Below are 25,952 nucleotides of genomic sequence, written 5' to 3' on the forward strand. Positions count from 1 at the left end.
GTCGTCCACGCAAAAATCCGACCGTATAGTTTAGCTGATTGGGAAAGTTCTATTTAAATGTACTTCGATATAATCAGAATGTCAGCTGACTGTTTAAACACTATTCATGCATGAATGTATGAAAGAGGTGAAGAAATGCCAAACAAGCGATTTACGCTGGAACAGATTATTGCGCTTCAGGGTAATCCGTACACCCAGCGCGTGACAAACGATACCATCGAATTCACCCAGGTGTTCTGTCTGATGTATGTGCGCCTGCGCACACGCCATGCCACGCCGGAAGATATCCTTCTGACGCTGGGCTACAATCCAGAATTCATCGGGAAAGAGCGGATGATCGCCATGGATCAGCGGCTGCGCGGATCGCTGGAGTATATTCTGAGTCCGGAAGACAAAGAATTTTAAAAAGGAAAAAGAGTTCTGTATACGGCAGAAATCCAGAAACGGATTTCTGCCTTTCTGATTTTCTCTGTCCTTTTCCTGTTTCCTGTCGTTTTTCCTGCTGCTTTCGAATCTGCACAAAAAAAGGGGAAGCAATCCCCTTTTCTTTCGGAATTCATTTGGCGTAAATCGGATTATTCAGCGGGCTCGCTGACTTTTCCGGGCGTATACAGAATATGAATACGGCGTTCCGGTCCTTCGCCATGCGACTTGGTGGAAATGTCATCCATATCGCTCAGGGCGTTATGAACGGCTTTTCTTTCATCGGCAGGCATCGGTTCAAGAACCGCGTCCACTTTCGTGCGGCGTACGTCACGGGCAACGCGGATCGCCATGCGTGCGACTTTTTCGTAGCGCTCTTCCTTATAGCCGTTGACGTCGATCATCAGACGGATATGTTTCTTGAAGACCGCGCTGGCCGCGGAACGAACGAGGACGGTGAAATCCTGAAGCGTTCTTCCCTGACGTCCGATCAGAACCGCATTGGCGTTCGTATCGACAGAAATACGATAGAAGCCGGTGTCATCGAGTTCGATCGAGACGGTTCCATCCATTTCGGCGTTGTCAAAATAGGTCTGAATGTAGTCGTGAAGGAAAACGATAATGTCGCTTTCGGCCCAGGCTTCAATGGTGATCGTCCGACCGAGACCGAGGAAGCCAGACTTTTCTTCTACAACGGTATACGTGAGTTCTTCAACAGCCGCATTTTTCGCATTGCAGGCAGCGGCGAGAGCCTCATCGAGAGTTTTCCCGGAAAAACGATCAAATTCCATACTTTCCTATCCCTGCTTCTTTCTGTTTTTCAGAATGCCTTCGGTATCGCGTACTCTTTCTTCTTTTTCACGTTTTTCTCTCTGATTCAGCGAAATGTAGTGGCTGAGAACACTGGTGAAGGCACGGATAATGGACGAAACTAGCCAGTAGAAGGACATCGCAATCGGCCAGGAAATATACATGAAGGCGATCAGTGCCGTCGTCATGTACATGGTCATGTTCATGGTGTTGGCCATCATACCGCCCGCTTTCGGTTCTTCCTTCTGGGCTTTGACACGGCCGGTTTTTACATCCAGCTTGCCAAGCCATTTCGGAATCTGCATCTGCAGGATGGACATGACGATCATCAGAATGTAGACGGTCATGATGCCCCAGTCGAGATGCTGAAAACCGGCCAGCGGCGTTTCCGACAGCGGCATGCCCATGAAGGAGCCGTATACGGTCGTTGCCGCACGCATGGTGGCGTAGAACATACCCATCATGACAGGCAGCTGAATGAACATAACGAGCATGCTTCCGAACGGATGAATGTCGTTATCGTTGTAAAGCTTCTGCATTTCCTGCGCCATCAGCATTTTCGAACGTTCGTCGTTCTTGCCTTCGTATTTGGCCTGCAGGCGCGTCATTTCCGGCTGGATTTCCTGCATGCGCTGCTGGGAAATCTGCGAACGGAACGTGAACGCAAAAATGAGCAGCTGGATCAGGAGCGTTGCCAGGATGATGCCCCAGCCGGCATCGGTAAAGCTGGCAAACAGGTTGATCAGCTGGGCGATCGGCCAGACGATCAGACCGTCAAACCATCCTCTCTTCCAGGAGGAGGACCAGCTGGTGGGTTCAATAGTTACTGTTTCTGATTCTGAAGATTCGACTTCGGCTTTCAGATCTTCATCCGTGATTTCGGAAATGTTGACCTGTTCCTTATTAATGGTCTCTTGGTTAAGAGCAATAATCTGGTCGAGTTTGGTTTTTCCGTCAGATCCTCGCGGGTTGGAACAGGCCGCAAGACCCAGGGATACCAGTACGCACAGAAACAGAATCCGTGATTTTTCAAGAAGCGATTTTTTCATGGGATCCTCTTTCGTATTTTAGGCGGGCCCGCTCATGCAGTTCAGAGAGCATCTTGTGTCTCTGTTCGTAATCCATCTTTAAAAAGGCAGGGCGGACAATAACAATGGAATCAAACGATTCGTCAAAGGTGAATACAGAATCGATCAGCGCGCGAAGCTGGCGTTTTACACGGGTGCGGACAACCGCTTTTCCAACTTTCTTGCCGACGCTGATCCCAACACGGGCATGTTCTTCCTTTTTCGGCGCCGTATACACAATCATGGCCGGGCAGACGAAGGACTTCCGTTTGGAAATGATGGATGAGAACTCTGCATTCTTAAGGATTCTCTGATGTTTCTTCATTGACTCAGACAGAGAAAAAAATCACCTTTGCAGGTGATTTATTAAGCGGATAAAACCTTTCTGCCTTTAGCTCTTCTTCTTGCTAATACTTTGCGTCCGCCTTTGGTAGCCATACGAGCGCGGAAGCCGTGAGTTCTCTGGTGTTTGATTTTACTTGGCTGATAAGTACGTTTCATGTCGACTCAGTTCCTTTCGTTCTATAAGAGTGATTCTTATTTTCTTATTAATTGCGCATGTCACTATATCATGATGAAAAAAAGGATGTCAACGCGCACGAAGCCGTTTCAGGGGGTGATTTTCTTAAAGGTCCTTTTCATTCATGCGAAATATAAAAGAAAAATGGATTGCGCAGCTTGATCGATTCCTATCTGTTCACCGCTAAACAGCAGCGATCCTGTATCGTGGCAATCTGTAAACAAGGATAACAGAAACGACACGCGCAATCACCTGTAAACAGGCGGTTTTTCCAATTTTTTTCGCCTTTTTTTCGGATTCTTCCCCCCACAGACCCCGGCAGGTCCTGCCTGCACCCGAAAATACAGCGGTGATCTTCTTTTCTGTGGATTGTCAGCATTTCTGCTTCGTCCCGATTCCTATTTTATTATCTGTATATTTTCAGCGCAGTATTCTCGCCGCTGTTCGTTCTGCTCTTCTTTCGGTTCTCGATCCAGCCGGATCTCCATGCATCCGCACAGCCTTCTTTTTCCCTGTCTCTCCCTGTTTCTTATCCCCCGTTTCTTATCCGCCTGTCTCTTTTCCAGATGCAGTCTTCCATTCTTTCTTTCCCCCTCTCCTCTTTCTGGAACTGTCTGTTCAGATGATGTTTAAAAGCCGCAGATTCGTCTGCGGCTTTTTTGCGATGGTCTGGTTCGTCCGCCCTGAATCGGCGTGACTTGCAGTTATCCCCCGTCTGGGTGGAAAGCGGGGACGGTTCGATTACGGACTGGGAGCGTATGGCAGTTCTCCCTCTGTTTTCATACCCGCATCTTCCGGTTGGGGCCTTCTTCGGGTTATCCCCGTTATCCACCGTTTGCGGGGGATTGTGCAGGATTTCGTCAAAAACGGGGGACTGCCTTTGGAAAAGCGGCTTTTTTTCCGTAAATCCAGGGGAAAATCCCCGCTTTTCGGGGGATATGCGCGTTATCCCCCAGTTATCCACAGGTTATCCACATCCTGTCCCCATCCCTTTTCCCCGCGTTTCAAAGCAATGAGGACAATTCCCCGAAACTGGGAGATTCTTTGCGTGCTTTCCCCCTGTGCATTTTGGTTATCCCCGCGCTGTCCCCCGAAAAGATATCCCCGGAAAGGGGAATGCTGCGCACAATCCCCCATGGGGGATAACTCGGATTTCTCCTTTAGCTATGGAGGATTGGATTCAGCCTGGGCGGGGATACAGCCTGCGGGCTCTGCACAATTTGCTGAAGTTATCCACCATTGTCCCCATTGGGGATAATTTTCCGTTTCTAGGTGTGCCAAAGAGTTATCCCCCAAAAACAGGGGATAATGCGAATAGCCACACGTCCCGAATGGAATAAAATCGGTTATGATAAACATCCAGGTGGAAAGGATGGATTCAATATGGATTCCTCGATCAATCAGTACTGGGATCAGACGCTTTCGATGATTCGCACCAGCCAGTATTTCGACGAAAGCACACTTACATGGATCTCAAAGACTTCGCTATTTAAAATCGAGAACGGAAAGGCCTACCTGACCTATCGAAATATCATTGCTTCCAATCTGATCAAGGATAATCTGTCGCTGTTTGAAGATACTCTTTCCCAGATCTGGGGATCGACGCTTCAGATCGAACTCATTTCCCAGCGGGAGATGGAGCAGATGATGCCGGACGAAGCGCTGAAAATTCGAACCAATAAGCTGGTAGACCGCCCTTTTGACAAGGCGTATACTTTTGATTCCTTTGTCTCCGGCCCCAGCAACCAGGAAGCGCTGGCTGCCTGCCGGCTGGTCACACGGGAAAACCGCTTCAACCCCCTGCTGATTTACGGCAGTTCCGGTCTGGGCAAAACGCACATGCTGAATGCGGTGGGCAACTACCTCGCCGTTCACCGGCCGGAATGCAAGGTCAATTATTTTTATGCGGGCGATCTGGTCAGCCTCATGCTGGAAGCGATGCGCTCCAAAAACCCCTCTTCCAATGCGGTGGATGTGGTCAAGGCTCAGCTGATCGACTGCGACTTTTTTCTGGTGGATGACATCCAGAACCTGCGCAGTGCGTCCTGCCAGGAAGTGTTCTTTACCGTCTTCAATGAATTAATACGTTTAAATAAGCAGATTATTCTGACATCCGACGTGCATCCTTCGGAAATTCCGACGCTGACGAAGCGTCTGATCAGCCGCTTTCAGTCCGGTCTTACCGTAAGCATCAAAAAACCGGGCACGGAAACGGCCAAACTGATTCTGAAAAAGAAACTCGACGGGCACGAACAGGTGCAGCCCATCGATGAAGATGTTCTGGATTTTCTGGCCGTCAGCTATTCGCATGACGTCCGCGCACTGGAGGGCGTGCTCAACCGTCTTTTATTCAACGCGACCCTTTTTGATCCGCCTTCCATTACGATGGAATTCACGATGGGCGTTCTGCGCGATGAGCCGGCTGTGGCCCCGACCGAAGAGCTCAGTCCGAAAACCGTCAAGAAAGCGGTCATCCGTCATTACGGTCTTTCGTACCAGGATCTCGAGGGCAAAAGCCGCCAGAAAAAAATTGTGCAGGCCAGACAGATCTGCATTTATCTGATGCGCGATCTGCTGGGGATTTCCTATTCCGCCATCGGCAAGGAAATCGGCGGACGCGATCATACGACGATTTCTTCGTCCTGTTCCCGCGTTCGCAAGCTGATCGATTCCGATCCAGCCTGGAAAGAGGCTGTAGATACGCTCCGAAAGAAAATCAGCGGGTAATCCACCGTTTTTGGGGGTTATCCCCGGCCTTTGCGGGTTATCCACAGACAATCCCCGCCCCGATTTTCCGTTTTTTCCCTTTATCTTTCGTATAAAGCTTTGAGTTATCCCCGTCTGGGGCATTCCTTATTGTTATTATTCTTTAATAAGAGAAGAAGAAAGGAACTTTCTCATGCGTTTTTCCATTAATCGTTCATACTTTGCCGACAAGCTCGCGACGGTTGTACACGCCATTCCTTCGGTTTCCCCGACCATCGCGCTGACCGGCGTTCTGATCCAGGTGTTTCCGGACTATATTGTTCTGACCGGATCCGATTCCAATCTGGCTATTCAGGTCGTCATTTCTCCCGATGAGAAAAACCAGCTCGTCATTGAAGAGCGCGGATCCATTATCATTCGCTGCTCCGCTCTGATCGAACTGACCCGCCGCATGAACGGCGATATCCTGCACGTCGAATCGATCGACGATACGCTGATTCGCTTTAATGGGCCTTCCGATTCCAAATTCGAACTGTTTGGGCGCGCCCCCAGCGAATACCCGGATCCCAATCTCACGCAGCCGGCGAAGCATCTGACGCTGCCGATTCATGCGCTGCAGGATATTTCCCGTCAGGTAGCCTTTGCGGCGGCAACCAACAGCCCGCGTGTCTATCTCAACGGCGTCAACCTGCGCATCAATGACCATAAACTGATCGCGACGGCGACCAATACGCTGGCGATGGCCCGCAAAATTGTACCGGTACAGACCGATGCGTCCGCCCAGGCGAACATCCCGGTCAAAGCCATCAGTCTCGTGGCTTCGCTTTTTGGAAGCGAAGGCGAATGCGATGTATATCTCGACCGTCAGCGCATTCAGTTCGTCAAGGACGATCTGCTTTTGCAGACGACGCTCTACGACGGCGTATTCCCCGACTGCGACCGGATTTTGCAGACGCATCCGACAACCCATATGATTCTCGATACGAATGAGTTCGAAGGCATGATGAGCCGTTCGATCATTTATACGGGCGCGCAGACTTCGGATTCTTCCGTCATTCCAGTACGCATGACCTATACTCCGGATCAGACGTTTGTCGAAGTTCTTTCCAGTACGCTCGGATCCTGCCGCCAGAATATTGAAAAGATGGAGATGGATGGAGAGTCGGGAAATATCGCGTTTAACGCGAGTTTGATGATCAATGGTCTGCGGGCGATTAAGGATCATGAAAAATTCAATCTCGGACTAAGCGGCGAACTCAAACCGCTCTACATCACCCTCCCGGATGACCCTTCCCTCGAACTGCTCTTTGTCGCCATGCGCAGCAACGTCTAGCGTTTCCTGTTTCCTGCATTTTTCATACGACGATTTATTTCTGTCCATACAAAAAACGAGCCGATGCTGCATGCTGCAGAGCACCGGCTCGTTTTTTTTTGCACAGGAAAATCGAAAGCGTCCGCTAAGCCGAACGTCATCCGTTCGCATGCAGACCTGGAAGGCGCTCAAAAGGCTTAGAAAAGGCCTTTTTCCAGAAAACGAGGCGGCCCGTCGCCGCCTTGTCGAATTTGAGAAGCGATTTGCACCCTTCAAAGTCACAATATGTGCCCCATGCGAAGGATTATTTCTCAAAAAAGCCGTTTAAAGGGCCGTAACGCTGAATTTTTGATTCATCGTATTTCCCTATGTTCCGGCGGTGATCTCTGTCCTGTGGAAAATAAAGGCTTTTTTTGATATAATTGAGCTTGAAGTGAGGTTCAAATATGAAGTTTAACCTGAAAGATGAATATATTACCCTCCAGCAGCTGCTGAAAGCCTGCAATGTCATTGACTCCGGCGGGCAGATCAAAGCGTGGCTGGCACAGAACGAAGTGCTCGTAAACGCAGAGCCAGAAAACCGACGCGGAAAGAAGCTTCGTTCGGGTGATGTCGTAGAAACCGGCAATATTCGGATTGAGATTGAATGAACATACAGAAGCTGAAGCTTTCTGACTACAGAAACTTCGAAACGGCTTCTTTTTCTTTTGATCCGGATACGATTCATATCTTTTGGGGAAAAAACGCGCAGGGAAAAACCAATCTTCTCGAATCCATTTACTTTTTAAGCCACCTGCGCTCGTGGCGAACATCAAAGACACCGTCCTTAATCCGGCACAGCCAGGATTCATTTGTGCTCGAAGGAACCATCGAAAACAAAGGCCGCCTCGAAAAGCTGAAAACGGTGTTTTCACAGGGGAAAAAATTTCTGTACCGCAATGACAAGCCGGTCCGCTCTTTTTCGGAGTTTGTCGGCATTCTCAATGCGGTTCTCTTTTCACCGGACGATCTGACCCTTTTTTCAGATTCGCCAAAGGAAAGAAGAAAAATGATCGATATGGAACTGGTGAAGCTTTCCCGTTCCTACACGTCGCTTCTTTCCCAGTTTCAGAAACTGCTCAAGGAACGTTCCGCGATTCTTAAATCGTGGAAACCCGATGAAATTCTGCTGTCGACCGTGACAGCCCAGATGATTGAGGCGCAGGCCGTGCTCATTGTGCAGCGGCGCGCCTTTATCACGCTTCTGGAACAGAAAGCCTCTGAAATCTTTCCTCGTTTTTCGCAGGGGAAGGAACAGCTCAGCATTCGCTACAAAACCTGTGTGGATCCCGATCAGGATATCCGCGAACAGCTCAGGCAGATTTATGACTCGACGCTTGAGCGGGATCGCCGCATGAAAACAACGTCCGCGGGCATCCACAAGGATGATCTTGAATTTTATCTTAACGGAAAGCTGATTACGCAGACCGCCAGCCAGGGCCAGAAACGATCGGTCATGCTGGCGCTGAAAATCGGACTTTGTCAGGTGATCCGGGAAAAGACCGGACAGAACCCCGTCCTGCTTCTCGATGATGTATTTTCGGAGCTCGACGAATCCCGCCGGCAGGGGCTCATCGCCTCTTTTCCGGAAGAAATTCAGATTTTTATTACCACGGCCGAACCCGTCTCCCCAGGCTGGTTCAAGCGGCCGGTCAAGTTTTATACAGTTGATCACGGCAAGATGAAGGAGGGAATATTTGATGTCTGAAACTGAAAACAAGTCGCTCGAGGCTTCTGTTCTTGAGTTCGACAAGCTTGAAGATGAAGCAATTCATGTCGATCATGCCTATACCGCCAACGATATCCAGGTTCTGGAAGGTCTGGAAGCGGTTCGTCTGCGTCCTGGCATGTATATCGGCTCAACGTCTTCGCGAGGTCTTCATCATCTCGTCTGGGAAATTGTCGATAACGGCATTGACGAATCCCTGGCCGGCTACGCCAGCCAGATTGATGTTGTCATTGAAAAAGACAATTCCATTCTCGTTCGGGATAACGGACGAGGCATGCCGGTAGGCATTCACCAGAAAACAAAAATCAGTGCGGTAGAAACCATTATGACCGTACTGCACGCCGGCGGAAAATTCGGCGGCGGCGCCTATAAAGTTTCCGGCGGTCTGCACGGTGTCGGTGCTTCCGTTGTAAACGCCCTTTCCGAGTGGCTCGAAGTCACCGTTGACCAGGACGGCAAACGCTACTACATCCGCTTTGAAAACGGCGGCCATACCGTTGCGCCGCTCAAGCAGATCGGAACGACCGAGCGTACCGGTACGACCGTACGCTTCAAACCGGATCCGAAAATCTTTACCGAAACGACTGAGTTCAATTTCGATGTGCTCGATTCCCGTATTCGTCAGCTCGCCTATCTGAACAAGGATCTGAAAATGACTCTCTGCGACGAGCGCGGCGAACATCCTGTCTGCAAGGAGTATCAGTACGAAGGCGGCATTATCGAATATGTCCGCCATCTGAACAAAGGCAAGGAAGTCATCTCCGACAAGGTAATTTACGCCGAGGGCGGACAGGACCACATTCTGGTCGAAGTCGCGGTGCAGTACAACCGGGATTACCAGAACCAGATTTACTCCTTCGTCAACAACATCAATACCCCTGAAGGCGGCTTCCATGAAGACGGCTTCCGTCTGGCCCTGACCCGTGTTCTGAACAAGTACGGGCGGGAAAACAACCTTCTGAAAAAAGACGAATCCCTCACGCAGGACGATGTCAAGGAAGGTCTGGCAGCGATCATTTCGATCAAGCATCCGGACCCGCAGTTCGAAGGACAGACGAAGACGAAGCTCGGAAACAGCGAAGTCCGCAAAATCGTTTCCAGCATTTTCGGCGACGCTCTTTACCGCTTCCTGATGGAAAACCCGACCGAAGCCAAGGCGATCGTTGAAAAAGGTCTCACAGCCGGCCGCGCGCGCATTGCGGCAGCCAAGGCCCGTGAAGCCGTACAGCGCAAATCGGGACTCGACGGCATCACTTCCCTTCCTGGAAAGCTGATGGACTGCTCGAGCCGCGATGCGAGTGAATGCGAAATCTTTATCGTCGAAGGTAACTCTGCCGGCGGCTCGGCCAAGATGGGCCGAAATGCCCGTACCCAGGCCATCCTGCCGCTGCGCGGAAAAATCCTCAACGTGGAAAAAGCCAGAGAAAACCGGATTTTCGCCAACGCGGAAATCAACTCGATGATCACGGCGTTCGGATGCGGATTTAAGGAAAATACGGACCTCTCCAAGCTTCGCTATCACAAGATCATCATCATGACCGATGCCGATGTCGACGGTTCGCACATCGCCACCCTCATGCTGACGTTCCTCTACCGCTTCATGAAGCCAGTTATTGAACACGGCTACGTCTATCTTGCCCAGCCGCCTCTGTACAAGATTCAGAAAGGCAAGCGCATGGACTACGCCTACAAGGAACAGGAAATGGATGCTCTGCGTGCCGAGTACAAGGACGGCTACAAAGTACAGCGCTATAAGGGTCTTGGTGAAATGGATGCCGAACAGCTCTGGGAAACGACTATGGACCCGGAACGCCGTATCCTCAAGCGTGTCACGATTGAAGACGCGATGATGGCGGACGATACCTTTGCCATGCTCATGGGCGAAGACGTCGAACCCCGTAAAGAATTTATTCAGAACAATGCGGAATACGCGACTCTGGATCTCTAGAAAGGAAATAAAGGAAATATCCATTTATGGAAGATAACGCAAATAAAACTCCCGAAGAAGATATTCTGGACGATTCCTTTTCTGATGAGGAAAGCCAGAAAGCCAGGGACGCGATTGAAGATATTGAAATCTCGAAAGAGATGAAAGATTCGTTTCTGGACTACTCCATGTCGGTTATCGTACAGCGCGCTTTGCCGGATGTACGCGACGGCATGAAGCCGGTTCACCGCCGGATTCTCTATGCGCTGGCAACCCTGGGCATTACCCCGGGCAGCGCCCACAAGAAAAGTGCCCGTATCGTCGGTGATGTTATTGGTAAATACCACCCGCACGGCGATACCGCCGTTTATGACGCCATGGTCCGCATGGCGCAGGACTTCTCTTATCGCTACCCGCTCGTTGACGGTCACGGAAACTTCGGTTCCCTGGACGGCGACGGCGCTGCGGCTATGCGATACACCGAAGCCCGCATGTCCAAGATTTCAACTGAAATGGTTGCGGATCTGAACAAGGAAACCGTCGACTTCATTGAAACGTATGACGGCGACGGTAAAGAACCGACGGTTCTGCCGTCCCGCATTCCGAACCTGCTGCTCAACGGTGCAGTCGGTATTGCGGTCGGCATGGCCACCAACATTCCGACGCACAACCTCACCGAAGTCGTCCGCGCCATTAAGGCGGTCATGGACGATCCGGAAATTTCCGTACCGGAACTGATGGAATATCTGCCCGGACCGGACTTCCCGACCGGCGGCATCATTCTTGGCCGCAAAGGCATTCGCGAAGCGTATGAAACCGGACGCGGCTCGATCACGATCCGTTCGAAGTACCGCATCGAAGATCTGCCCAACGGCAAGAAGCGTGTCATCTACTACGAAATTCCATACGGCATCAACAAGATGAAGCTGTACGAGAAGATGGCGCAGGTCATCCGCGAAAAGAAAGTCCAGGGCGTTACCTATCTGAACGATGAATCCAACCGTGAAGGTATCCGTATCGTCATGGATCTGAAAAAGGACGTTCAGGAAGATGTTGTCATCAACCAGATGTTCCGAGAAACGCCATTGCAGTCTACGTTTGGCATCAACATGCTGGCGCTTGAAAACGGAAGACCAAAACAGCTGACGATCCGCGAGATGATCATTGACTACGTCAAGCATCAGACGGATGTCATCGTCCGTCGGACCCGTTTCGACCTGAAGAAAGCGCAGGAGCGTCTGCACATTGTCGAAGGTCTGCGTATTGCGCTCGACCATCTCGATGAACTGATCAACCTGATCCGTTCCTCCCACAAGGAAGAAGCCGGTCTGATTGAAGATATGAACGCGCAGTTCGGTCTGGACGATCTGCAGTCCAAGGCGATCCTCGCCATGCAGATTCGCCGTCTGTCCGGACTGGAACGCGAGAAGATTGAAAACGAATACGAACAGCTGCTGGCCGCAATCGCGGACTTCAAGGATATCCTGGCCAACCATTCCCGCGTTCTCGATATCATTCGCAGCAACCTCGACGATATCGAAGCCAAGTACGGCGATGAACGCCGCACGGAAATTCTCGAAGGCAGCTTTGATGTGATCGACGAAGATCTGATTCCGCAGGAAGACATCCTGATGACGCTGACCCATTCCGGCTACATCAAGGCAACCGCCATTTCGAACTACCATACCCAGCTGCGCGGCGGCAAGGGTATCCGCTCGATTTCGCTCAACGACGAAGACACGATCGATTTCATGGCGACCATGTCCAACCATGACTACGTTCTGTTCTTCACCAACGCCGGACGCGTTTACCGTATGCGCGGCTTCCAGTTCCCGATGAGTTCGAGAACCGCCAAGGGCACGCCGATCGTAAACTTCATCCAGCTTCAGGACGGCGAACAGGTTCAGGCGATCCTGCCGTATGATCAGGAACACACCGCGAAGAACCTTCTGTTCGTCACCCGCCAGGGTATCGTTAAGCGGACTCCGGTAGCCGAATTCAAGAACATCAACCGTACCGGTAAAATTGCGATCACCCTCAACGAGGGCGACTCCCTTGCCTACATCCTGCCGACCCATGGCGATGATGAAATTCTGATCGCCGGCGATACCGGCTACGCGGTTCGCTTCCCTGAAGAAACCGTTCGTCTGATGGGACGTACAGCCGCCGGCGTTCGAGGCATCAATCTCGAAGGCGGTCATGTCATTGGCGCTACGCTCGCCAGCGAAGGCGATACGATTCTTGTCCTTTCCGAAAACGGATTCGGCAAGCGTTCACCGGTGGATGAATACCGACTGACCAACCGCGGTACAAAAGGAGTTAAGACGCTTTCTATCAGCCCGGCTACGGGCAACGTCATCGCCTTCAAGGCCGTTAACGGAAACGAAGATGCGATGATCGTAACAGACTACGGCCAGATGATTCGTGTTCATCTGCACAACATCAAAATTCAGGGACGCAACACCAAGGGCGTTCATATCATCCGTCTTTCGGAAAACGATAAGGTTAACCGCATGACCTTCACCGGGCACCAGGAAGAAGAGGATGACAACGAGAACAACTACGTTCTGGATGAGCTGAATCAGCCGGTCGGCGATTTCGATTACAAGACCACGGAAGACGGAAGCCCGCTTCCAGAAAACGAATCGGAATCGGCATCAGAAGACGCAGCAGGCAAGGAACCAGAAACGGTCTGATCCCGCTTCTGAAATCTGATTTTCAGAAATAGGCAGATGGATCTGAATTCCTGAATGAAGAAAATGAAATCCGATATCCAGTCTTTTGAGGGCGCAGGATATCGGATTTTTTTCTGCCAGCGAAAAGGCATGGATCGTTTTTTCATTGGATGGCTGTCCGTTTTTCGATCCAGTTTTCCTCTAAATCCGGTAAGCAGATCGCATTAATACGAAAAGGATTCCCCAATTTGGATCGCTCAGCTCCAGAAGAGACTGGGAAAATCGGAAAAGTTTCCTGCTTCAGAAATGGGAGAGGAGAAGCGTCTGATTTTCCCTTTTTTCAAAATCGGTGTCTGGAAGATCTGGGTCTCTTAATCAGAAGCAGCGAAGATTTCCTTTACCTATCCTATAGGAATAAGAAAAGACGATAGGAATAGAAAATCGTATTCCGATTTCTAAAAAGCTGATCCTCGATCCAATATTGGAAAATTCGTATGCGATTCCGATCAAAATATCGGAATTCCGATCTAAACAGCCTATAACATTCAACATACTGAAACTTAATGGCTATTTTGAGCCCATATCCGTCTTTGGAAGGAGGCTGGACTGTTCGATCTCTGACCAGCCATAGGAAGGACAGAAATCGGATCCAGCAGGGAAAAATCTGCAATTCGGTTTGTTTGGGCAAGCTTCTTTCCTGACTTTGTGTTTGCCTTTGTCGTATTTGGAGCTTTCCTCTCTGCCTGTTCTGTCTGTCTTCATTCGTCTGTTCATTCCTGTCAGGAAATCCGGGCTGAATGATCTGGCGGTTCTGGAGCAGCTGCTGGATTCTGAATCGGACCGATCGCTTCATCCCCTTTTCCTCCGTGCAAACAGCTGGCGGTTTTCTGTTCGAACGAAGGCGAGGATACCCGTCGGGGATCAGACCGATCGGATGACACCCGAGTCGAAAGATGTTTTAGAGACTCTTTTCTAAGTGCTGTTCTTGGAAAAGATGTCCTGTTTTTGAACGGCTGGATCTAGCGATTCTGCACGATTATATCGCCTGAATCTGGACTGTATTTTTCGGGACGAAACCATACAGACTTTGCAAAACAGCCCAGGCAGTCCTGCGGATTTTTTCCGTTTGGATTTCCCTTTTGTCTTAGGATTTCTACGGCCCGCTCTGGTTTGTTTCCGCTGTCTTTTTCGCGGATTTGATGTTTAGAGCCTGTGGAAAAAGAGGGATGTTTGAATGAGATATTTTGGCGTGATATCGTAATGAAGATATGAAAAGGAGAATCCTGAATGCTTGACTTGAAATTTGTCCGTGAAAACCCGGATCTCGTTAAAGAGAACATGGAAAAGAAATTTCAGCATCATAAACTGCATCTTGTAGATGAAGTGATCTGCAACGACGCAGCATTGCGTCGGACGCAGCAGCAGGCTGACGAACTTCGCTCGAAGCGCAAAAGCAATTCGAAGAAGATCGGCATGCTGATGGGACAGGGCAAGAAAGAAGAAGCCGAAGCTGCAAAACTCGAAACGGCAGCACTTGGCGATCAGATTGAAGAACTGTCCAAAAAAGAAGAAGAACTGCGCCAGGCCGTTACCGACGCCATGATGCAGATTCCAAATATGATTGATCCCACTGTCCCAATTGGTAAGGACGACAGTGAAAACGTTGAACTCGAACGCTTCGGTGAACCGGTTGTACCGGATTACGAAATCCCCTACCATACCGACATCATGGAATCTTTTGGGGGAATTGACCTCGATGCTGCACGCCGTGTAGCTGGCAACGGTTTCTATTATCTGGTTGGCGATATTGCCAGACTCCATTCCGCTATCCTCTCTTATGCCCGCGACTTCATGATCGACCGCGGATTTACGTATGTCATCCCGCCTTACATGATTCGTTCCAACGTCGTAACCGGCGTTATGTCCTTTGCTGAAATGGACGGTATGATGTACAAGATTGAAGGCGAAGATCTGTATCTGATCGGAACTTCCGAACACTCCATGATCGGCCGCTTCATCGACCAGATCATCGACGAGAAAGAACTGCCTTATACGCTCACTTCCTACTCCCCTTGCTTCCGTAAGGAAAAAGGCGCGCACGGTATTGAAGAGCGCGGCGTATACCGTATTCACCAGTTCGAAAAACAGGAAATGATCATCGTCTGCAAACCGGAAGAATCGGCTGACTGGTTCGTTCGCCTGTACATGAACACCGTAGATTTCTTCCGTACGCTCGACATTCCCGTACGTACGCTTGAATGCTGCTCCGGCGACCTCGCGGATCTGAAATGCAAATCCGTAGACGTTGAAGCCTGGTCTCCGCGCCAGAAGAAATACTTCGAAGTCGGCTCCTGCTCCAACCTCACTGATGCGCAGGCTCGTCGTCTGAAAATCCGTGTCAAAGACGAAAACGGCAAGAAGTACTTCGCCCATACGCTGAACAACACTTGCGTAGCGCCTCCGCGTATGCTGATCGCCTTCCTGGAAAACAATCTGCAGGAAGACGGAACTGTCCTCATTCCAGAGGCTCTGCAGCCTTACATGGGTGGCAAGAAAGTACTCGTTCCAAACAAAAAGAAATAAATTTGAAATCCTTCGAAAGAAGGATTTTTTTTCATTTTCAGGTGCCGGTTCAAAAAGAAAAGCCGTACCCCATACGGAGCACAGCAAGAGTGAAGATGCGTATTTTCGAGCTCCATTTTACTGGGCTGGAGTGGCAGAGGGCTCCATGTTCGTCGCTTCGACGTACGTCATATCCATCACCAGTTCACCGTTATCATTTCGACGCAGCCGTCCGGTTACATTGGCGTCGCAGTTGCCAAAAGGAATCGGGAATCCTTCCAGAATGATGTATTTGCTGATGTCGGAATTCCACAACACGACGACATTATTTCCCGCTTTATCCTGAATGGTCGACTGCGGAAGCTTGCCGTCGACGGTGATGAGCTTGCCCGATCCTGCCAGAGAATCTGCGTCTTCCCACGCCTGATCCACCGAAATAATATGGTCCTGAACGGTGGCTTTAGCATCCGCAAGCGGATCGTCTTCGGATGAAGAAGACGAGTTTTCCGACGATTGATCCTGCGCGGACGAGTCTTTGGAATCGTCGTGAGACGAAGACGCATCAGCCAGTGGAGATGCCTTGATGTCGACCGTGACGGTATTGGAGGTGACTCCGTTTTGCGTAACAGAGATCGTATACGTTCCCGGTTTCATTGCCTGGAATTTCAGTTTTCCATCTTCGATCCAGGATTCTCCGCCGGAGATCTGGACGGCGTTCGGATCGATCCGGGTCTGGATCGGTTCCGTCTGGTAATCGATCAGAACCGTCTGACCGGTGATCATATTCTGTCCGTCTTCCACGTTCAGATGAATCACGCTGATCAGATTCGAGCAGGCGCCCAGAACGAGCGCGGCGGCTGCGATCAGCAGGACATGCTTCAGTTTGTTTACCATGGGTGTTCCCTTTCTTCAGTTTCTTTTTTCTTCTTTTCCTTCGTGTCGAAATGGGTGCGCTCAGATCCGCGTTCGGACTGGATTGTCTCTTACGGCTTGGGGATCTGCGTTTGCCGCCTTCTTCGATCAGAAATTCAGATTGCCAGAAAAAGACGGTGACCGGATTTCCCGCTGCCTTCATTCGGCTTGCCCATTTGCGGTCAATCGGTTGTCGTCATTGAAATTGTCTATTTCTATTGTCTCGTATGTGCGGTGAATCACGGATTCCTTTGATCGGAATTGTTTATTCTCTACCGCTGGATTGCCGGTATTTCCTTTTTGGAAGGATTCGAGATAATCCTCAGATCCGGAAAGCCCCCAGACGAATTTCACGTGAAATCTGAATTTCCGATCGCGTCAGGCTTACTCCCGCTTCAAACAAAGAAAGGAATTTCAAACGTATTTTCAGAGGATCAAACTTGCCGCCCGGAAGCCAAAGGGCTGTCCTTAAAACCTGGCGGCATCCGGCAGATCGTCACGCCCAACCAGCGTCTGGTCCTAGGAGATTGATAAACAATTCAGTTGCCAAATCGCCTTTGAATTTGCTATTCTTATTGAGCTACTGCAATAGCATCCTGCTAACCGTGTCAGGTCGGGAACGAAGCAGCACCGTGCTGGCTCTGTTATGTGCAGTAGTTTTTTTGTGTTCGTTTGGCGGATCCCAGTTTCATTGGGGTCTGCCTTTTTTGTCTGCCCCTCTTTTGGGAAAGTCATTCCTTTGGCATGGAGTCCTTTTGGTATCATGAACACATGAACAGATTGAGCCCAGAAGAAAAGATGATGAAAAAAGCTTTACGGCTTGCCCGTAAAGCGGAAACGGAAAATGAAGTACCTGTCGGAGCCATCGTCGTCGATGAGAACGGTACGATCATTGGCCGCGGATACAATCGACGTGAGAAAAGACAGAGTGTGACCGAACACGCCGAACTCATGGCGATTGCCTCTGCGTGTCGAAAGCTTCATTCCTGGCGGCTGGAAAACTGTTCGCTGTATGTCACCCTCGAGCCGTGCGTGATGTGTTCCGGGGCCATCATTCAGTCCAGAATCGCTCACGTATATTACGGTGCGAAAGATCCGAAAGCCGGCGCCGTGGATTCGGTCGTTTCCCTCTTTGAAGTCCCTCAGTGGAATCACCATCCCGAATGGACCGGGGGTATTCTGGAAGAAGAATGTTCGACGATCCTCAAGAATTTCTTTCGCAGACGAAGAGAGGAAAAGAAGAAACTGAAGGCTCTGGCCAGACAAAATGCACTGCCTTCTGAGCCAGACGTTCGAAGAGATGAAAGTAGGTCAGAGAACGTCCTGGATGGAGACTCTTCCATCTTTGTTTATTTGCCTGTCCTGAATTCTGCCGAGGACAGAAAACGGATCGATCCGATTTTAAAATCCGATCCGGATCTCAAGGCAGAAATGGATATGCATACGAAATCTGAAAATCCCAAATCACAGTCCGATCAATGGCCGATGGCCGATCGTCAAGGAAAGGAGTGATCTGAATGTCCTATCAGGCTCTATATCGAAAATACAGACCGGCTTCTTTTGACGAAGTGGTAGGCCAGAAACACATAGTCCAGACGCTGAAAAACGCGGTGGAGAAAGATCGTATCGCTCACGCCTATCTGTTCTGCGGACCGCGCGGAACCGGTAAAACGTCGATCGCGAAAATCTTCGCACGTACGCTGAACTGTACGGGAGAACACAAACCCTGCATGGAATGCGAAAACTGCCGGGAATCTCTGAACGGTTCCCATCCCGATATTGTGGAAATTGATGCCGCCTCCAACAACGGCGTTGATGATGTCCGCGATCTGATTGAACGTGTCGGCTATGCCCCGCTTTTAGGAAAATACAAAGTCTACATTATTGACGAGGTTCATATGATGACCGCAGCAGCTTTTAACGCTCTGCTTAAAACCATCGAAGAACCGCCTGAACATGTGATTTTCATCTTTGCGACAACCGAACCGAATAAGGTTCTGGCTACAATTCTCTCCCGCTGCCAGCGATATGATTTTTCCCAGGTCAGCGAGAAAGATATCCTGCATCGACTCCAGGATGTCTGCAAATCCGAACAGATTGAAGCGGATGAGGATGCTCTGGAACTGATTTCCGAACTGGCGAGCGGCGGTATGCGTGACGCTCTGTCGATTCTCGACCAGTGCGCTGCCTATGAACCTGATCATCTGACACTGGAAGCTGTCCGCGAGATTTATGGTGTTGTTCAGACCGAGGAACTCGGCAAGATCATTGAACAGCTCAATCCGGAACAGGCTTCAGAAACGATTGCCTTCGTGGAAGATATTGAAGCACGCGGCTTTAATCTTAAGCGTTTCACAGCCGATCTGATCGGTCTGCTCAAGGATTCCCTGATCTATGATCTGGCTAGCGGGACTTCCCTTCTTTCGGAACGAAAAAAAGAAGTCATTAAGAAGTCGCTTTCCCCAGTTCCCAGTTGGAAACGAATTCAGATGCTTAACGAGCTGATGAACGTCTATAACAAGCTCGGCTATGCATCCAATATGCTCGACTACATTGAGACGGCCCTGCTGAAATCCGCATTTTCCGTACAGTCCGCTTCTGCAGTATCCAATCGTCAATCACATGATCAGCCACATATGGCTGCAGGCCAAATCTTACAAAAAACGGAAAATCCCATTCCTGCTCCGGTGAAACCTGCAAAAAGCCCTAAGGTAAGTAAGAAATCCGACCTGGCCATGCTTTTTTGGAATTCTGATGTTTCACGTGAAACAATGGGAAAAGAGAAAAATCCGAAATCTGAATTCAGATTAGAGGAAGATTTTCTTCTTTCTCTGCTCGTCGGCGCTTCGAAAACGATCCGATCGGAAGATGAAGGTCATATGAATGATCTTCCGAAATACTTTGAAGACGTGGATTGGGGCAAATTTGCGAACGCACTGAAGGGTTCTAAGATCGTTGCCTCAGCCGAGACGTACATGCTGGTAAGTGCACCGCATATGCTGGAACGAGATCATATCAATGCTCTTCAGAATGAAGATGGCTTTGAAGAATTTACCAATCAGTGGCTGGGCCATCCGAAAAAGCTGTTTTCGCTCGCAGAAAACGATCGAGTGACTCTTCTGCAGACATTCGTTAAGCGATCCAAGGAGAAGACGCTGCCAGAACCGGCGAAAATCGAAGTCTCCCTGGCCAGTTCCGAACCGGAAGAATCCCTTGAGGAATCTTTAAAGGCCCGTTTCCCGGACCTGGTTGTCCAGGACGACTAATTCCCTGCTGAGTGGTCATAAATCGCCTCAAATGGCGCATAACGCCTTATAGAGCGTCTGAGCACACTGTAAAAATCAGATTATGATCCGATCTGCTCTTCTAAAAGCTTTGAAAAGACATAACACAGCCTTTTCTGGACCTTGAAAAGAAGAAATCAGATCGGAAAATCATAAATGCGGAACGTTTGGATCAAAACAGAGAGAAAAAACCGGCACAGCAGCTGAGAAAAATCAGGTCACTGTTCCCTGCTCTGTTAGTAACAAAAAATCAAAACGACAAGCCGATGGGATCCGTTAGGAATCCGTCTGCAACAGCAACAGAAATGAAAAGAACAAATAGTCTGGTGTATCGGAAAATCCGATCGACGAGAAATAACAGACCGATTGAAGAACGCGGCTAAAAATCAGTTTCCCAGCCGATTTCTTACGATCATCCGAAAATCAGATAAACAGGAACAAGGAGGAACTATGTATCCAGTCAGCTTTGAGAATCTGATTCTGGAACTTCATAAACTGCCCGGTGTTGGTATGAAAAGTGCCGAGAGAATGGCGTTTGCGATTCTTGGCTGGGATGAAGACCAGAAAGAACAGATGATTCAGGCATTTAAGAATGCAGCCAATCTGAAGCACTGCAAAATCTGCGGAAATCTTACAGAAGGAGAAATCTGCGAAATCTGTGAAAATTCAGATCGCAATCATCACCAGATCTGCGTCGTTCAGAATGAGAAAGATCTGTACGCAATCGAAAGTATTAACGAATACAACGGTGTGTACCACGTTTTACACGGAACCATAAATATTCAGAAAGGAATTCTGCCCGATCAGCTGAATATTGATGCGCTGGAAGATCGGATCACTGATGAAACGGAAGAAGTCATCCTCGCACTCGATCCTACGCAGGATGGAGAAACGACTTCGCTTTATTTGAGCCGTCTGCTTTCAGATCGAGTTCTGGTCACCAAACTGGCCTCCGGCATTCCATTTGGCGGAAAACTCGACTATGCGGATGCAAAAACGATCGCAAAAGCCTTTGATGGACGTAAAAAGGACGATATCTGATCATTCCTATACGAAAATCCGATTAAAAACATTATTCATATGGAATTCCTACATAAATAGGAATAATCCTATTCATAAAACTTACGTTTTGGGAAATTCATATTCTAGAAGAAGGAAAAGAAACGGGAATTTCAGCGAAATTGGTCAATTCATATCTAAGATAAGAAAAGCAGGGGATCACCTGGACTAACCAGAGTGAATCCCCTGCTTTTTTCATAGGAACAGGGAAATAGAGGAAAATGAAGGATTCCATGCAGCAGGTATCAAATCTGAATGATCATACGATCGGAAATAAAGCAAAAAAGCCAGATTTCATTAAACCTGAGCAATCATATGAGAAGGAAATAAATGAAAAAAGCAGATGAAAGACAGAAAATCAGAATTTATGAATATCAGAAATTCTTGCAGCAAAAAAATTCCAGAAATATGAAAAGGCAGATCAGAGGGAGAAAAGAAATTTTCCAGAGAATATGAAAATCTGAAATTGGAAAAAGAGAATAGGATAGAAAGTAGGAATGAGCGAAATCAAATATCGGAAATTCATAAAAAGAAAGAAAGGAACGGAAGAGCAAATCTGAATATCCTATTTCTTTCCAAATTGTTTCTTCTTTGATATTTCGCTAAATATCTGAACAGTTATCCAAAAATCAGATCGATCACATGCTATATGAAATCTATTTCTGAAATTCCTATTATTGGAATACGATGATATCTGATTTCAATATGAATTTTATGGATTTTAGCGGAGACCAAAATAACAATATTTCTCATTCATATGAAAACGGAGGTTTTCAATTCCGTGTACTCGCTTGGACTTTCTTCCAAAGAATTTGAATTTATGAATATTCATACGAAACAAAAACTTTCCTGTCGTGCAAGTTTTCCCTGGAATATGTCTTGATACGATTATCATATTCTCATTCCTCTACCTTATTTTTTCACAATAGGATTTCCTATAAATTGGTTGATGAAAATTGAGTTTGTTTTCATTCAATCTCTTTTACTTTAGAAGAGTTCTTCAATTTCCGATACGCATTGTAGCGTGTAAAATGGACTTGGATATGAAATTCATCCGTATTTCATATTTCTTCTTGTTTTCAAAATGATTGTGCTATAATCGCCCATGCGTACGGTCTTCTGCACTATCTGAACCAGAGATCGTAAAGAAAAAAGTTTTTTGCGAACTCTGGAAAGGCGGTGAACCCCATGGCAGATGATCATTCCCCAATTGACGTCTATTACGATATGGATATTGCTCAGATCTGCGCGCATTTCGGAAAATCGAGAAATACAGTGGATAAAGCCGTCGCTAAACTAGTTCGTAACTATCCAGATGCTGGATGGAAGTATAAAAATCCAAAAACCAGGCGAATTACGATTAAAGCGGACGGCGTAGAAGTCCTTTCCACGTATTTTCGAAAGGAAAAGCACGAAGTTTCGGCCGTAGAATCGGAACTCCGTATGGAAATTGAAAAACTGAATGCGATTCTGGACGAAAAAGATAAAACAATCGCCAATCTGGAAATGCTTTATCAGGAACGGCTGAAGCTCGAAATGGATAAAGCGAGGCAGACCTACCTTCTCGAACAGAAATCAAACGAAGATACGATTTCCGAACAGAAGACCATGCTCGATGATCAGGCAAAACTGATTGAAGAACATGAAACAAAAATTTCGGATCTGGAATCTGAAAATCAGAAATTACAGGAAACGAAGTCGAAAACAGAAGAAGCCGAGCGGCAGCTGAAATCCGAAATGGAAGATCTTCGAAAATCGAAGGAAGAACTCGAAAAGACGAAAGAAGACTACAGAAAAAAAGAAGAAGAATACAATTCGAAATCCTTCTTCTATCGTTTGACACATAAATTTTCTTTAAAATAAATCCTGAACTGCACGGGCGAGCTTGCTCATGCAGTTTTTTTCATACTGGAGACCAGCTCTTTCAAGAATCTGATTGAAAACGGAAATCCCATCATGGTCTTTTCTGTATTCATATTCAATTTCATAATCCGTATGCTTTGGAAAATGGGTTTCATCCAGAGAAAGTTCTGCATTTTCCAGCTGGGTAATCCGGCGAATGGTTTCAAAAGTTACAAAGGGATGCAGCTCAATATCGCCCAGACCGATTTTTTCCAGCATCCAGCTGCGATCTTCCGGATCGAGCTCACTGACAGTCGGCGCGCTGACTTCCTTTTCATATTCATATTTCGTAATGGAGTCCAGCGGTTTTTTGATCGTCAGATTGTATTTTCCTTGCGTTTCACGGATTCGGCAGGCAAATCCGCGCGCCTTGAGCGCCTGATCGGGTGTGTCGTAATACGTATTGATCTGAAGTCTCTGCTCATCGCAGGGAATCAGAGTACAAAGCTTTTCATAATTTTCTTTTGTTAAAAGCACTTTCAGTTCTCGTTCTTGATCGGACATAAGGAGCCTCCTTTCACCATGATACAATCAAAGAACCCAAGGAGATATTGAATTGAAGTTCACTGTTTTTTCCCGTTTTGACGGGTATTCCAGAAAACTTAAAGCGGATCTTGAACAGATAATACTGGAAGATCTCCACTGGATTCTCGACGCGGACCATCCCGATCTTTGCATTTGCATCGGCGGAGACGGAACGATCCTGCGCGCGATTCAGAAGTATAAGGAACAGCTTGATCATCTTCTGTTTACCGCCATTCATACCGGTACATTAGGCTTTTTTACCGATTACACAAAAGATGAGATCGACAGTTTTCTTGCCGATCTGCGCGAACTCGATCAAAACGGTTCTGTCATTGAAAAGTATCCGATGATCGAAGCCTGCCTTTCGGATGGGCGCATCTTTCGAGGGCTCAATGAAATTCGAATCGGCTCTTTTTTAAGTACCGTTCGCTTTGATGTTCTGATCGACGGAGAGTTTTTTGAAACGACCAACAGCTGCGGCATCTGCGTATCGACGCAGGCGGGAAGCAGCGGCGCCAACCGCTCTCTTGGCGGTGCGGTTGTAGAAAACGGACTGGATGTTCTGGAAATTACGCAGATCATGCCCGTCAGTCATGCCAATCACCATTCCTTTGTCTCTCCTTACATCATGAATAAAAACCGGGTTGTCACGCTGAAAGGGAAGTCGCTGGAAGAATCCATTCTTTGCTGCGACTATTTCGAAACGCCCAAACTCACCGATATCGACTGGGTAGAAATCCGGCTTTCTGTGCAAAGCGTCCGATTTGCCAGACTTCGTCCTTATTCGTATTTAAAAAGACTGAGAAACCTCTTCTGATCTGCAAATGGTTTTCGCAGACCGGCTGAGATTCTCAGTCTTTCTTTTTCTTGTTTCAGCTTTTCATTTCAGCTATTCATTCCGGCTGTTCGTTCCAATTGTTCATTCGGACAGTCCGATGAAGAAGTTCAGACACGAATTTCGGATTCATGCGCGCGGTAACGGCGCTGTTGGCGATCGGAATCGTTACGGTTCTTTCGATCTTTTTCAGCGGCGTGCGGATGTTCGGGATCCGGCTGACGAAGTTGGTCGATAAAACGGCGCGTTCCTTTCTGAATTTTCTGGCTGATTGTCTTCCAGGAATAGCGGCGGAAGCGAATGGTCTTCTTCGATCGCGGCGACATATTGAGAATGACGCCAAACAGAATGAAGTAGGAAAGCGTGGACGATCCGCCGTAGGAAATGAGCGGCAGGGTAATGCCGGTAATCGGAACAAGGCCGACGATCATGCCCAGATTCTGGATCTGCTGATACAGCAGCATGGCAATCGCGCCAATCATGACGAGCCGGTTAAACGGCACTTTGGAATTGTAGGCCATTTTGCAAAGGTACAGATCGAGCCACATGCAGACGAACAGGATATACGTCGTTCCCGCCAGGCCGAAGCACTGGCCGAATGCTGCGAAAATAAAGTCGGTGTGCGCTTCCGGAATCGAAATGATGGAAGCCTGCAGACCATGCCCGGTCAGACCGGCGGATCCTAAAGAGAGCAGGGCGGTATATAGCTGGTTGCTCGATCCCAGCATATTGCGTTCCGGATACAGCCACGCGTCAATTCTTCGAATCTGATAGGAAGAGAAGACCGAGGAAAGGAAATCCGGATTAAAGAAATAAAGCAGGAAAAAGCCGCCAAGAAGAACGGCTACAAAGCCCAGCGCGATCCAGATGTACATTTTCCGAATGCCAGAGCAGAGCAGAAGAACGAGCAGAGTGAAGCCGATAATGATGAAGACGCCGGTATCCGGTTCGAGAAGAATCAGAATCATCGGAAGCAGAGCCCAGTGAAGAATTTCCATGAACATTTTCATATCATCCTTCACCGTTGGATTTGGATGTTCCGCCTGAAAGGAAGATATGATTTGCGAGGTTTTCAGAATCAGAACGACTTTCATGAACTCCGAAGCCTGAAAGGAACCGATGCCCGGCAGCTGGAGCCAGGAATAGGCGCCGTTGACGGCACTCGCAAAGGGCAGGGAATGCGAGGTAAAGCGAAACAGAAGCTTGGAAGCCAGCAGATAAAACAGAATGCCAAGCAGTATTTTGTAAGCCATGGGCAAATATTCCATGACCTTTTTATTGGTAATGCGGGTGATCAGATACATCGTCGCAAACCCGACTGTGTACCACAGAATCTGCCGGCGCAAATAGGATTCGCCAGATCCGGTCCGGATCAGGTTGAAGGCGTTATACAGTGCAAAGCAGCTCGTAAAGAACAGGACGAGAAGGATGAAAATAAAGCCGAAATCCAGAGAAAACGTTCGTTTTCCAATTTGAATATTCTGTTTCAAAAAATCTCCTCCTTCCTTAAGTTGTGATTCAGTATACCATACCCGCACCGATCGCATGGCCCCTCCAAAAAGAGACAAAACCGGGCTGGAAGTGGGAGCCTGCAGGGGGACTTGTACGGTTTGCTATAATAATGCGAAAGACCAAAAACGCGAAACCTAAAAATGAATGCGAAAC

The 25,952-nt window shown here is 48.4% G+C and carries 20 protein-coding genes and 1 other RNA gene; 14 read left to right on the forward strand and 7 right to left on the reverse strand.

Going from position 1 to position 25,952, the window contains the following annotated elements; translation table 11 throughout:
* Nucleotides 1-135: 135 nt before the first annotated feature.
* Nucleotides 136-405 carry an HTH domain-containing protein gene (locus tag Q2J39_RS01555; RefSeq protein WP_230266970.1) on the forward strand — a complete coding sequence of 90 codons (270 nt, stop codon included), beginning with the start codon at nucleotides 136-138 and terminating at the stop codon, nucleotides 403-405.
* A 170-nt stretch (nucleotides 406-575) separates the two neighbouring features.
* On the opposite strand, the gene Q2J39_RS01560 is transcribed toward Q2J39_RS01555, so the two are convergent.
* Genes Q2J39_RS01560 through rpmH form a run of 4 tightly spaced genes read right to left on the reverse strand, consistent with a single transcriptional unit; the run spans nucleotide 576 to nucleotide 2,801 of the window.
* Nucleotides 576-1,214, reverse strand: coding sequence for a R3H domain-containing nucleic acid-binding protein (locus Q2J39_RS01560; RefSeq protein WP_288338974.1), 639 nt, complete (start codon nucleotides 1,212-1,214; stop codon nucleotides 576-578).
* Between the two features lie 6 nt (nucleotides 1,215-1,220).
* On the reverse strand, nucleotides 1,221-2,282 hold the full coding sequence (locus Q2J39_RS01565) for a YidC/Oxa1 family membrane protein insertase (RefSeq protein ID WP_230266968.1): 1,062 nt from the start codon (nucleotides 2,280-2,282) through the stop codon (nucleotides 1,221-1,223).
* Nucleotides 2,263-2,625, reverse strand: coding sequence for a ribonuclease P protein component (gene rnpA / locus Q2J39_RS01570; RefSeq protein WP_230266967.1), 363 nt, complete (start codon nucleotides 2,623-2,625; stop codon nucleotides 2,263-2,265). Before rnpA ends, Q2J39_RS01565 begins: the two co-directional genes overlap by 20 nt.
* Before the next feature lie 41 nt (nucleotides 2,626-2,666).
* The gene (gene rpmH / locus Q2J39_RS01575; protein ID WP_230225730.1) at nucleotides 2,667-2,801 is read right to left on the reverse strand and encodes a 50S ribosomal protein L34; all 135 of its coding nucleotides are present in this window, start codon (nucleotides 2,799-2,801) and stop codon (nucleotides 2,667-2,669) included.
* A gap of 1,402 nt (nucleotides 2,802-4,203) precedes the next feature.
* On the opposite strand from rpmH, the gene dnaA reads away from it, so the two are divergent.
* From dnaA to serS, 7 genes are all read left to right on the forward strand, one after another.
* Nucleotides 4,204-5,547, forward strand: coding sequence for a chromosomal replication initiator protein DnaA (dnaA, locus tag Q2J39_RS01580; protein ID WP_230266966.1), 1,344 nt, complete (start codon nucleotides 4,204-4,206; stop codon nucleotides 5,545-5,547).
* A 172-nt stretch (nucleotides 5,548-5,719) separates the two neighbouring features.
* Entirely contained in the window at nucleotides 5,720-6,859 is a 1,140-nt protein-coding gene (gene dnaN, locus Q2J39_RS01585) for a DNA polymerase III subunit beta (protein WP_288338973.1), read from the forward strand.
* A 425-nt stretch (nucleotides 6,860-7,284) separates the two neighbouring features.
* On the forward strand, nucleotides 7,285-7,488 hold the full coding sequence (gene yaaA / locus Q2J39_RS01590) for a S4 domain-containing protein YaaA (protein WP_230266964.1): 204 nt from the start codon (nucleotides 7,285-7,287) through the stop codon (nucleotides 7,486-7,488).
* Nucleotides 7,485-8,585, forward strand: coding sequence for a DNA replication/repair protein RecF (gene recF / locus Q2J39_RS01595; protein ID WP_230266963.1), 1,101 nt, complete (start codon nucleotides 7,485-7,487; stop codon nucleotides 8,583-8,585). The genes yaaA and recF overlap by 4 nt, the downstream gene beginning before the upstream one ends.
* On the forward strand, nucleotides 8,578-10,554 hold the full coding sequence (gyrB, locus tag Q2J39_RS01600; protein ID WP_230266962.1) for a DNA topoisomerase (ATP-hydrolyzing) subunit B: 1,977 nt from the start codon (nucleotides 8,578-8,580) through the stop codon (nucleotides 10,552-10,554). The genes recF and gyrB overlap by 8 nt, the downstream gene beginning before the upstream one ends.
* Nucleotides 10,555-10,580: 26 nt before the next feature.
* Complete coding sequence (gene gyrA, locus Q2J39_RS01605) at nucleotides 10,581-13,229, forward strand: DNA gyrase subunit A (protein ID WP_255658162.1); 2,649 nt, start codon at nucleotides 10,581-10,583, stop codon at nucleotides 13,227-13,229.
* Nucleotides 13,230-14,495: 1,266 nt separating this feature from the next.
* On the forward strand, nucleotides 14,496-15,791 hold the full coding sequence (gene serS, locus Q2J39_RS01610) for a serine--tRNA ligase (protein WP_230266961.1): 1,296 nt from the start codon (nucleotides 14,496-14,498) through the stop codon (nucleotides 15,789-15,791).
* A gap of 117 nt (nucleotides 15,792-15,908) precedes the next feature.
* On the opposite strand, the gene Q2J39_RS01615 is transcribed toward serS, so the two are convergent.
* Nucleotides 15,909-16,664, reverse strand: coding sequence for a hypothetical protein (locus Q2J39_RS01615; protein WP_230266960.1), 756 nt, complete (start codon nucleotides 16,662-16,664; stop codon nucleotides 15,909-15,911).
* A 590-nt stretch (nucleotides 16,665-17,254) separates the two neighbouring features.
* Here Q2J39_RS01615 and ffs point away from each other — a divergent pair.
* The 5 genes from ffs (at nucleotide 17,255) to Q2J39_RS01640 (ending at nucleotide 22,888) form a co-directional block, all read left to right on the forward strand.
* Nucleotides 17,255-17,352: signal recognition particle sRNA small type (gene ffs, locus Q2J39_RS01620), an RNA gene on the forward strand.
* A gap of 101 nt (nucleotides 17,353-17,453) precedes the next feature.
* Entirely contained in the window at nucleotides 17,454-18,194 is a 741-nt protein-coding gene (tadA, locus tag Q2J39_RS01625) for a tRNA adenosine(34) deaminase TadA (protein ID WP_353887465.1), read from the forward strand.
* 5 nt (nucleotides 18,195-18,199) lie between these two features.
* The gene (gene dnaX / locus Q2J39_RS01630; protein WP_288338972.1) at nucleotides 18,200-19,948 is read left to right on the forward strand and encodes a DNA polymerase III subunit gamma/tau; all 1,749 of its coding nucleotides are present in this window, start codon (nucleotides 18,200-18,202) and stop codon (nucleotides 19,946-19,948) included.
* Nucleotides 19,949-20,416: 468 nt separating this feature from the next.
* Complete coding sequence (recR, locus tag Q2J39_RS01635; protein WP_288338971.1) at nucleotides 20,417-21,007, forward strand: recombination mediator RecR; 591 nt, start codon at nucleotides 20,417-20,419, stop codon at nucleotides 21,005-21,007.
* Between the two features lie 1,206 nt (nucleotides 21,008-22,213).
* A complete protein-coding gene (locus tag Q2J39_RS01640; protein WP_230266957.1) occupies nucleotides 22,214-22,888 on the forward strand; it encodes a hypothetical protein in 675 nt (224 codons plus the stop codon).
* Here Q2J39_RS01640 and Q2J39_RS01645 read toward each other — a convergent pair.
* The gene (locus tag Q2J39_RS01645; RefSeq protein ID WP_288338970.1) at nucleotides 22,880-23,431 is read right to left on the reverse strand and encodes a CYTH domain-containing protein; all 552 of its coding nucleotides are present in this window, start codon (nucleotides 23,429-23,431) and stop codon (nucleotides 22,880-22,882) included. The two genes, Q2J39_RS01640 and Q2J39_RS01645, sit on opposite strands and share 9 nt — an antisense overlap.
* 52 nt (nucleotides 23,432-23,483) lie before the next feature.
* Between Q2J39_RS01645 and Q2J39_RS01650 the strand changes: the two genes are divergently transcribed.
* Nucleotides 23,484-24,269 carry an NAD(+) kinase gene (locus tag Q2J39_RS01650; RefSeq protein ID WP_230266955.1) on the forward strand — a complete coding sequence of 262 codons (786 nt, stop codon included), beginning with the start codon at nucleotides 23,484-23,486 and terminating at the stop codon, nucleotides 24,267-24,269.
* A gap of 128 nt (nucleotides 24,270-24,397) precedes the next feature.
* Here the strand turns inward: Q2J39_RS01650 and Q2J39_RS01655 are convergent, their stop codons facing one another.
* The gene (locus Q2J39_RS01655; protein ID WP_230266954.1) at nucleotides 24,398-25,777 is read right to left on the reverse strand and encodes an FtsW/RodA/SpoVE family cell cycle protein; all 1,380 of its coding nucleotides are present in this window, start codon (nucleotides 25,775-25,777) and stop codon (nucleotides 24,398-24,400) included.
* Between the last annotated feature and the right edge of the window lie 175 nt (nucleotides 25,778-25,952).

Origin of the sequence: uncultured Allobaculum sp. (genome assembly GCF_948576815.1) — a bacterium.
Taxonomy (GTDB): domain Bacteria; phylum Bacillota_I; class Bacilli_A; order Erysipelotrichales; family Erysipelotrichaceae; genus Allobaculum; species Allobaculum fili.

What these genes read in the sequence shown, in the direction of transcription:
- dnaA (WP_230266966.1), top strand. Translation starts at nt 4,204, where the DNA reads ATGGATTCCTCGATCAATCAGTACTGGGATCAGACGCTTTCGATGATT.
- Q2J39_RS01560 (WP_288338974.1), bottom strand. Translation starts at nt 1,214, where the DNA reads ATGGAATTTGATCGTTTTTCCGGGAAAACTCTCGATGAGGCTCTCGCC.
- Q2J39_RS01640 (WP_230266957.1), top strand. Translation starts at nt 22,214, where the DNA reads ATGGCAGATGATCATTCCCCAATTGACGTCTATTACGATATGGATATT.
- recF (WP_230266963.1), top strand. Translation starts at nt 7,485, where the DNA reads ATGAACATACAGAAGCTGAAGCTTTCTGACTACAGAAACTTCGAAACG.
- Q2J39_RS01555 (WP_230266970.1), top strand. Translation starts at nt 136, where the DNA reads ATGCCAAACAAGCGATTTACGCTGGAACAGATTATTGCGCTTCAGGGT.
- dnaX (WP_288338972.1), top strand. Translation starts at nt 18,200, where the DNA reads ATGTCCTATCAGGCTCTATATCGAAAATACAGACCGGCTTCTTTTGAC.
- recR (WP_288338971.1), top strand. Translation starts at nt 20,417, where the DNA reads ATGTATCCAGTCAGCTTTGAGAATCTGATTCTGGAACTTCATAAACTG.
- gyrB (WP_230266962.1), top strand. Translation starts at nt 8,578, where the DNA reads ATGTCTGAAACTGAAAACAAGTCGCTCGAGGCTTCTGTTCTTGAGTTC.
- rpmH (WP_230225730.1), bottom strand. Translation starts at nt 2,801, where the DNA reads ATGAAACGTACTTATCAGCCAAGTAAAATCAAACACCAGAGAACTCAC.
- tadA (WP_353887465.1), top strand. Translation starts at nt 17,454, where the DNA reads ATGAACAGATTGAGCCCAGAAGAAAAGATGATGAAAAAAGCTTTACGG.
- dnaN (WP_288338973.1), top strand. Translation starts at nt 5,720, where the DNA reads ATGCGTTTTTCCATTAATCGTTCATACTTTGCCGACAAGCTCGCGACG.
- Q2J39_RS01565 (WP_230266968.1), bottom strand. Translation starts at nt 2,282, where the DNA reads ATGAAAAAATCGCTTCTTGAAAAATCACGGATTCTGTTTCTGTGCGTA.
- Q2J39_RS01615 (WP_230266960.1), bottom strand. Translation starts at nt 16,664, where the DNA reads ATGGTAAACAAACTGAAGCATGTCCTGCTGATCGCAGCCGCCGCGCTC.
- yaaA (WP_230266964.1), top strand. Translation starts at nt 7,285, where the DNA reads ATGAAGTTTAACCTGAAAGATGAATATATTACCCTCCAGCAGCTGCTG.
- gyrA (WP_255658162.1), top strand. Translation starts at nt 10,581, where the DNA reads ATGGAAGATAACGCAAATAAAACTCCCGAAGAAGATATTCTGGACGAT.
- serS (WP_230266961.1), top strand. Translation starts at nt 14,496, where the DNA reads ATGCTTGACTTGAAATTTGTCCGTGAAAACCCGGATCTCGTTAAAGAG.
- Q2J39_RS01645 (WP_288338970.1), bottom strand. Translation starts at nt 23,431, where the DNA reads ATGTCCGATCAAGAACGAGAACTGAAAGTGCTTTTAACAAAAGAAAAT.
- rnpA (WP_230266967.1), bottom strand. Translation starts at nt 2,625, where the DNA reads ATGAAGAAACATCAGAGAATCCTTAAGAATGCAGAGTTCTCATCCATC.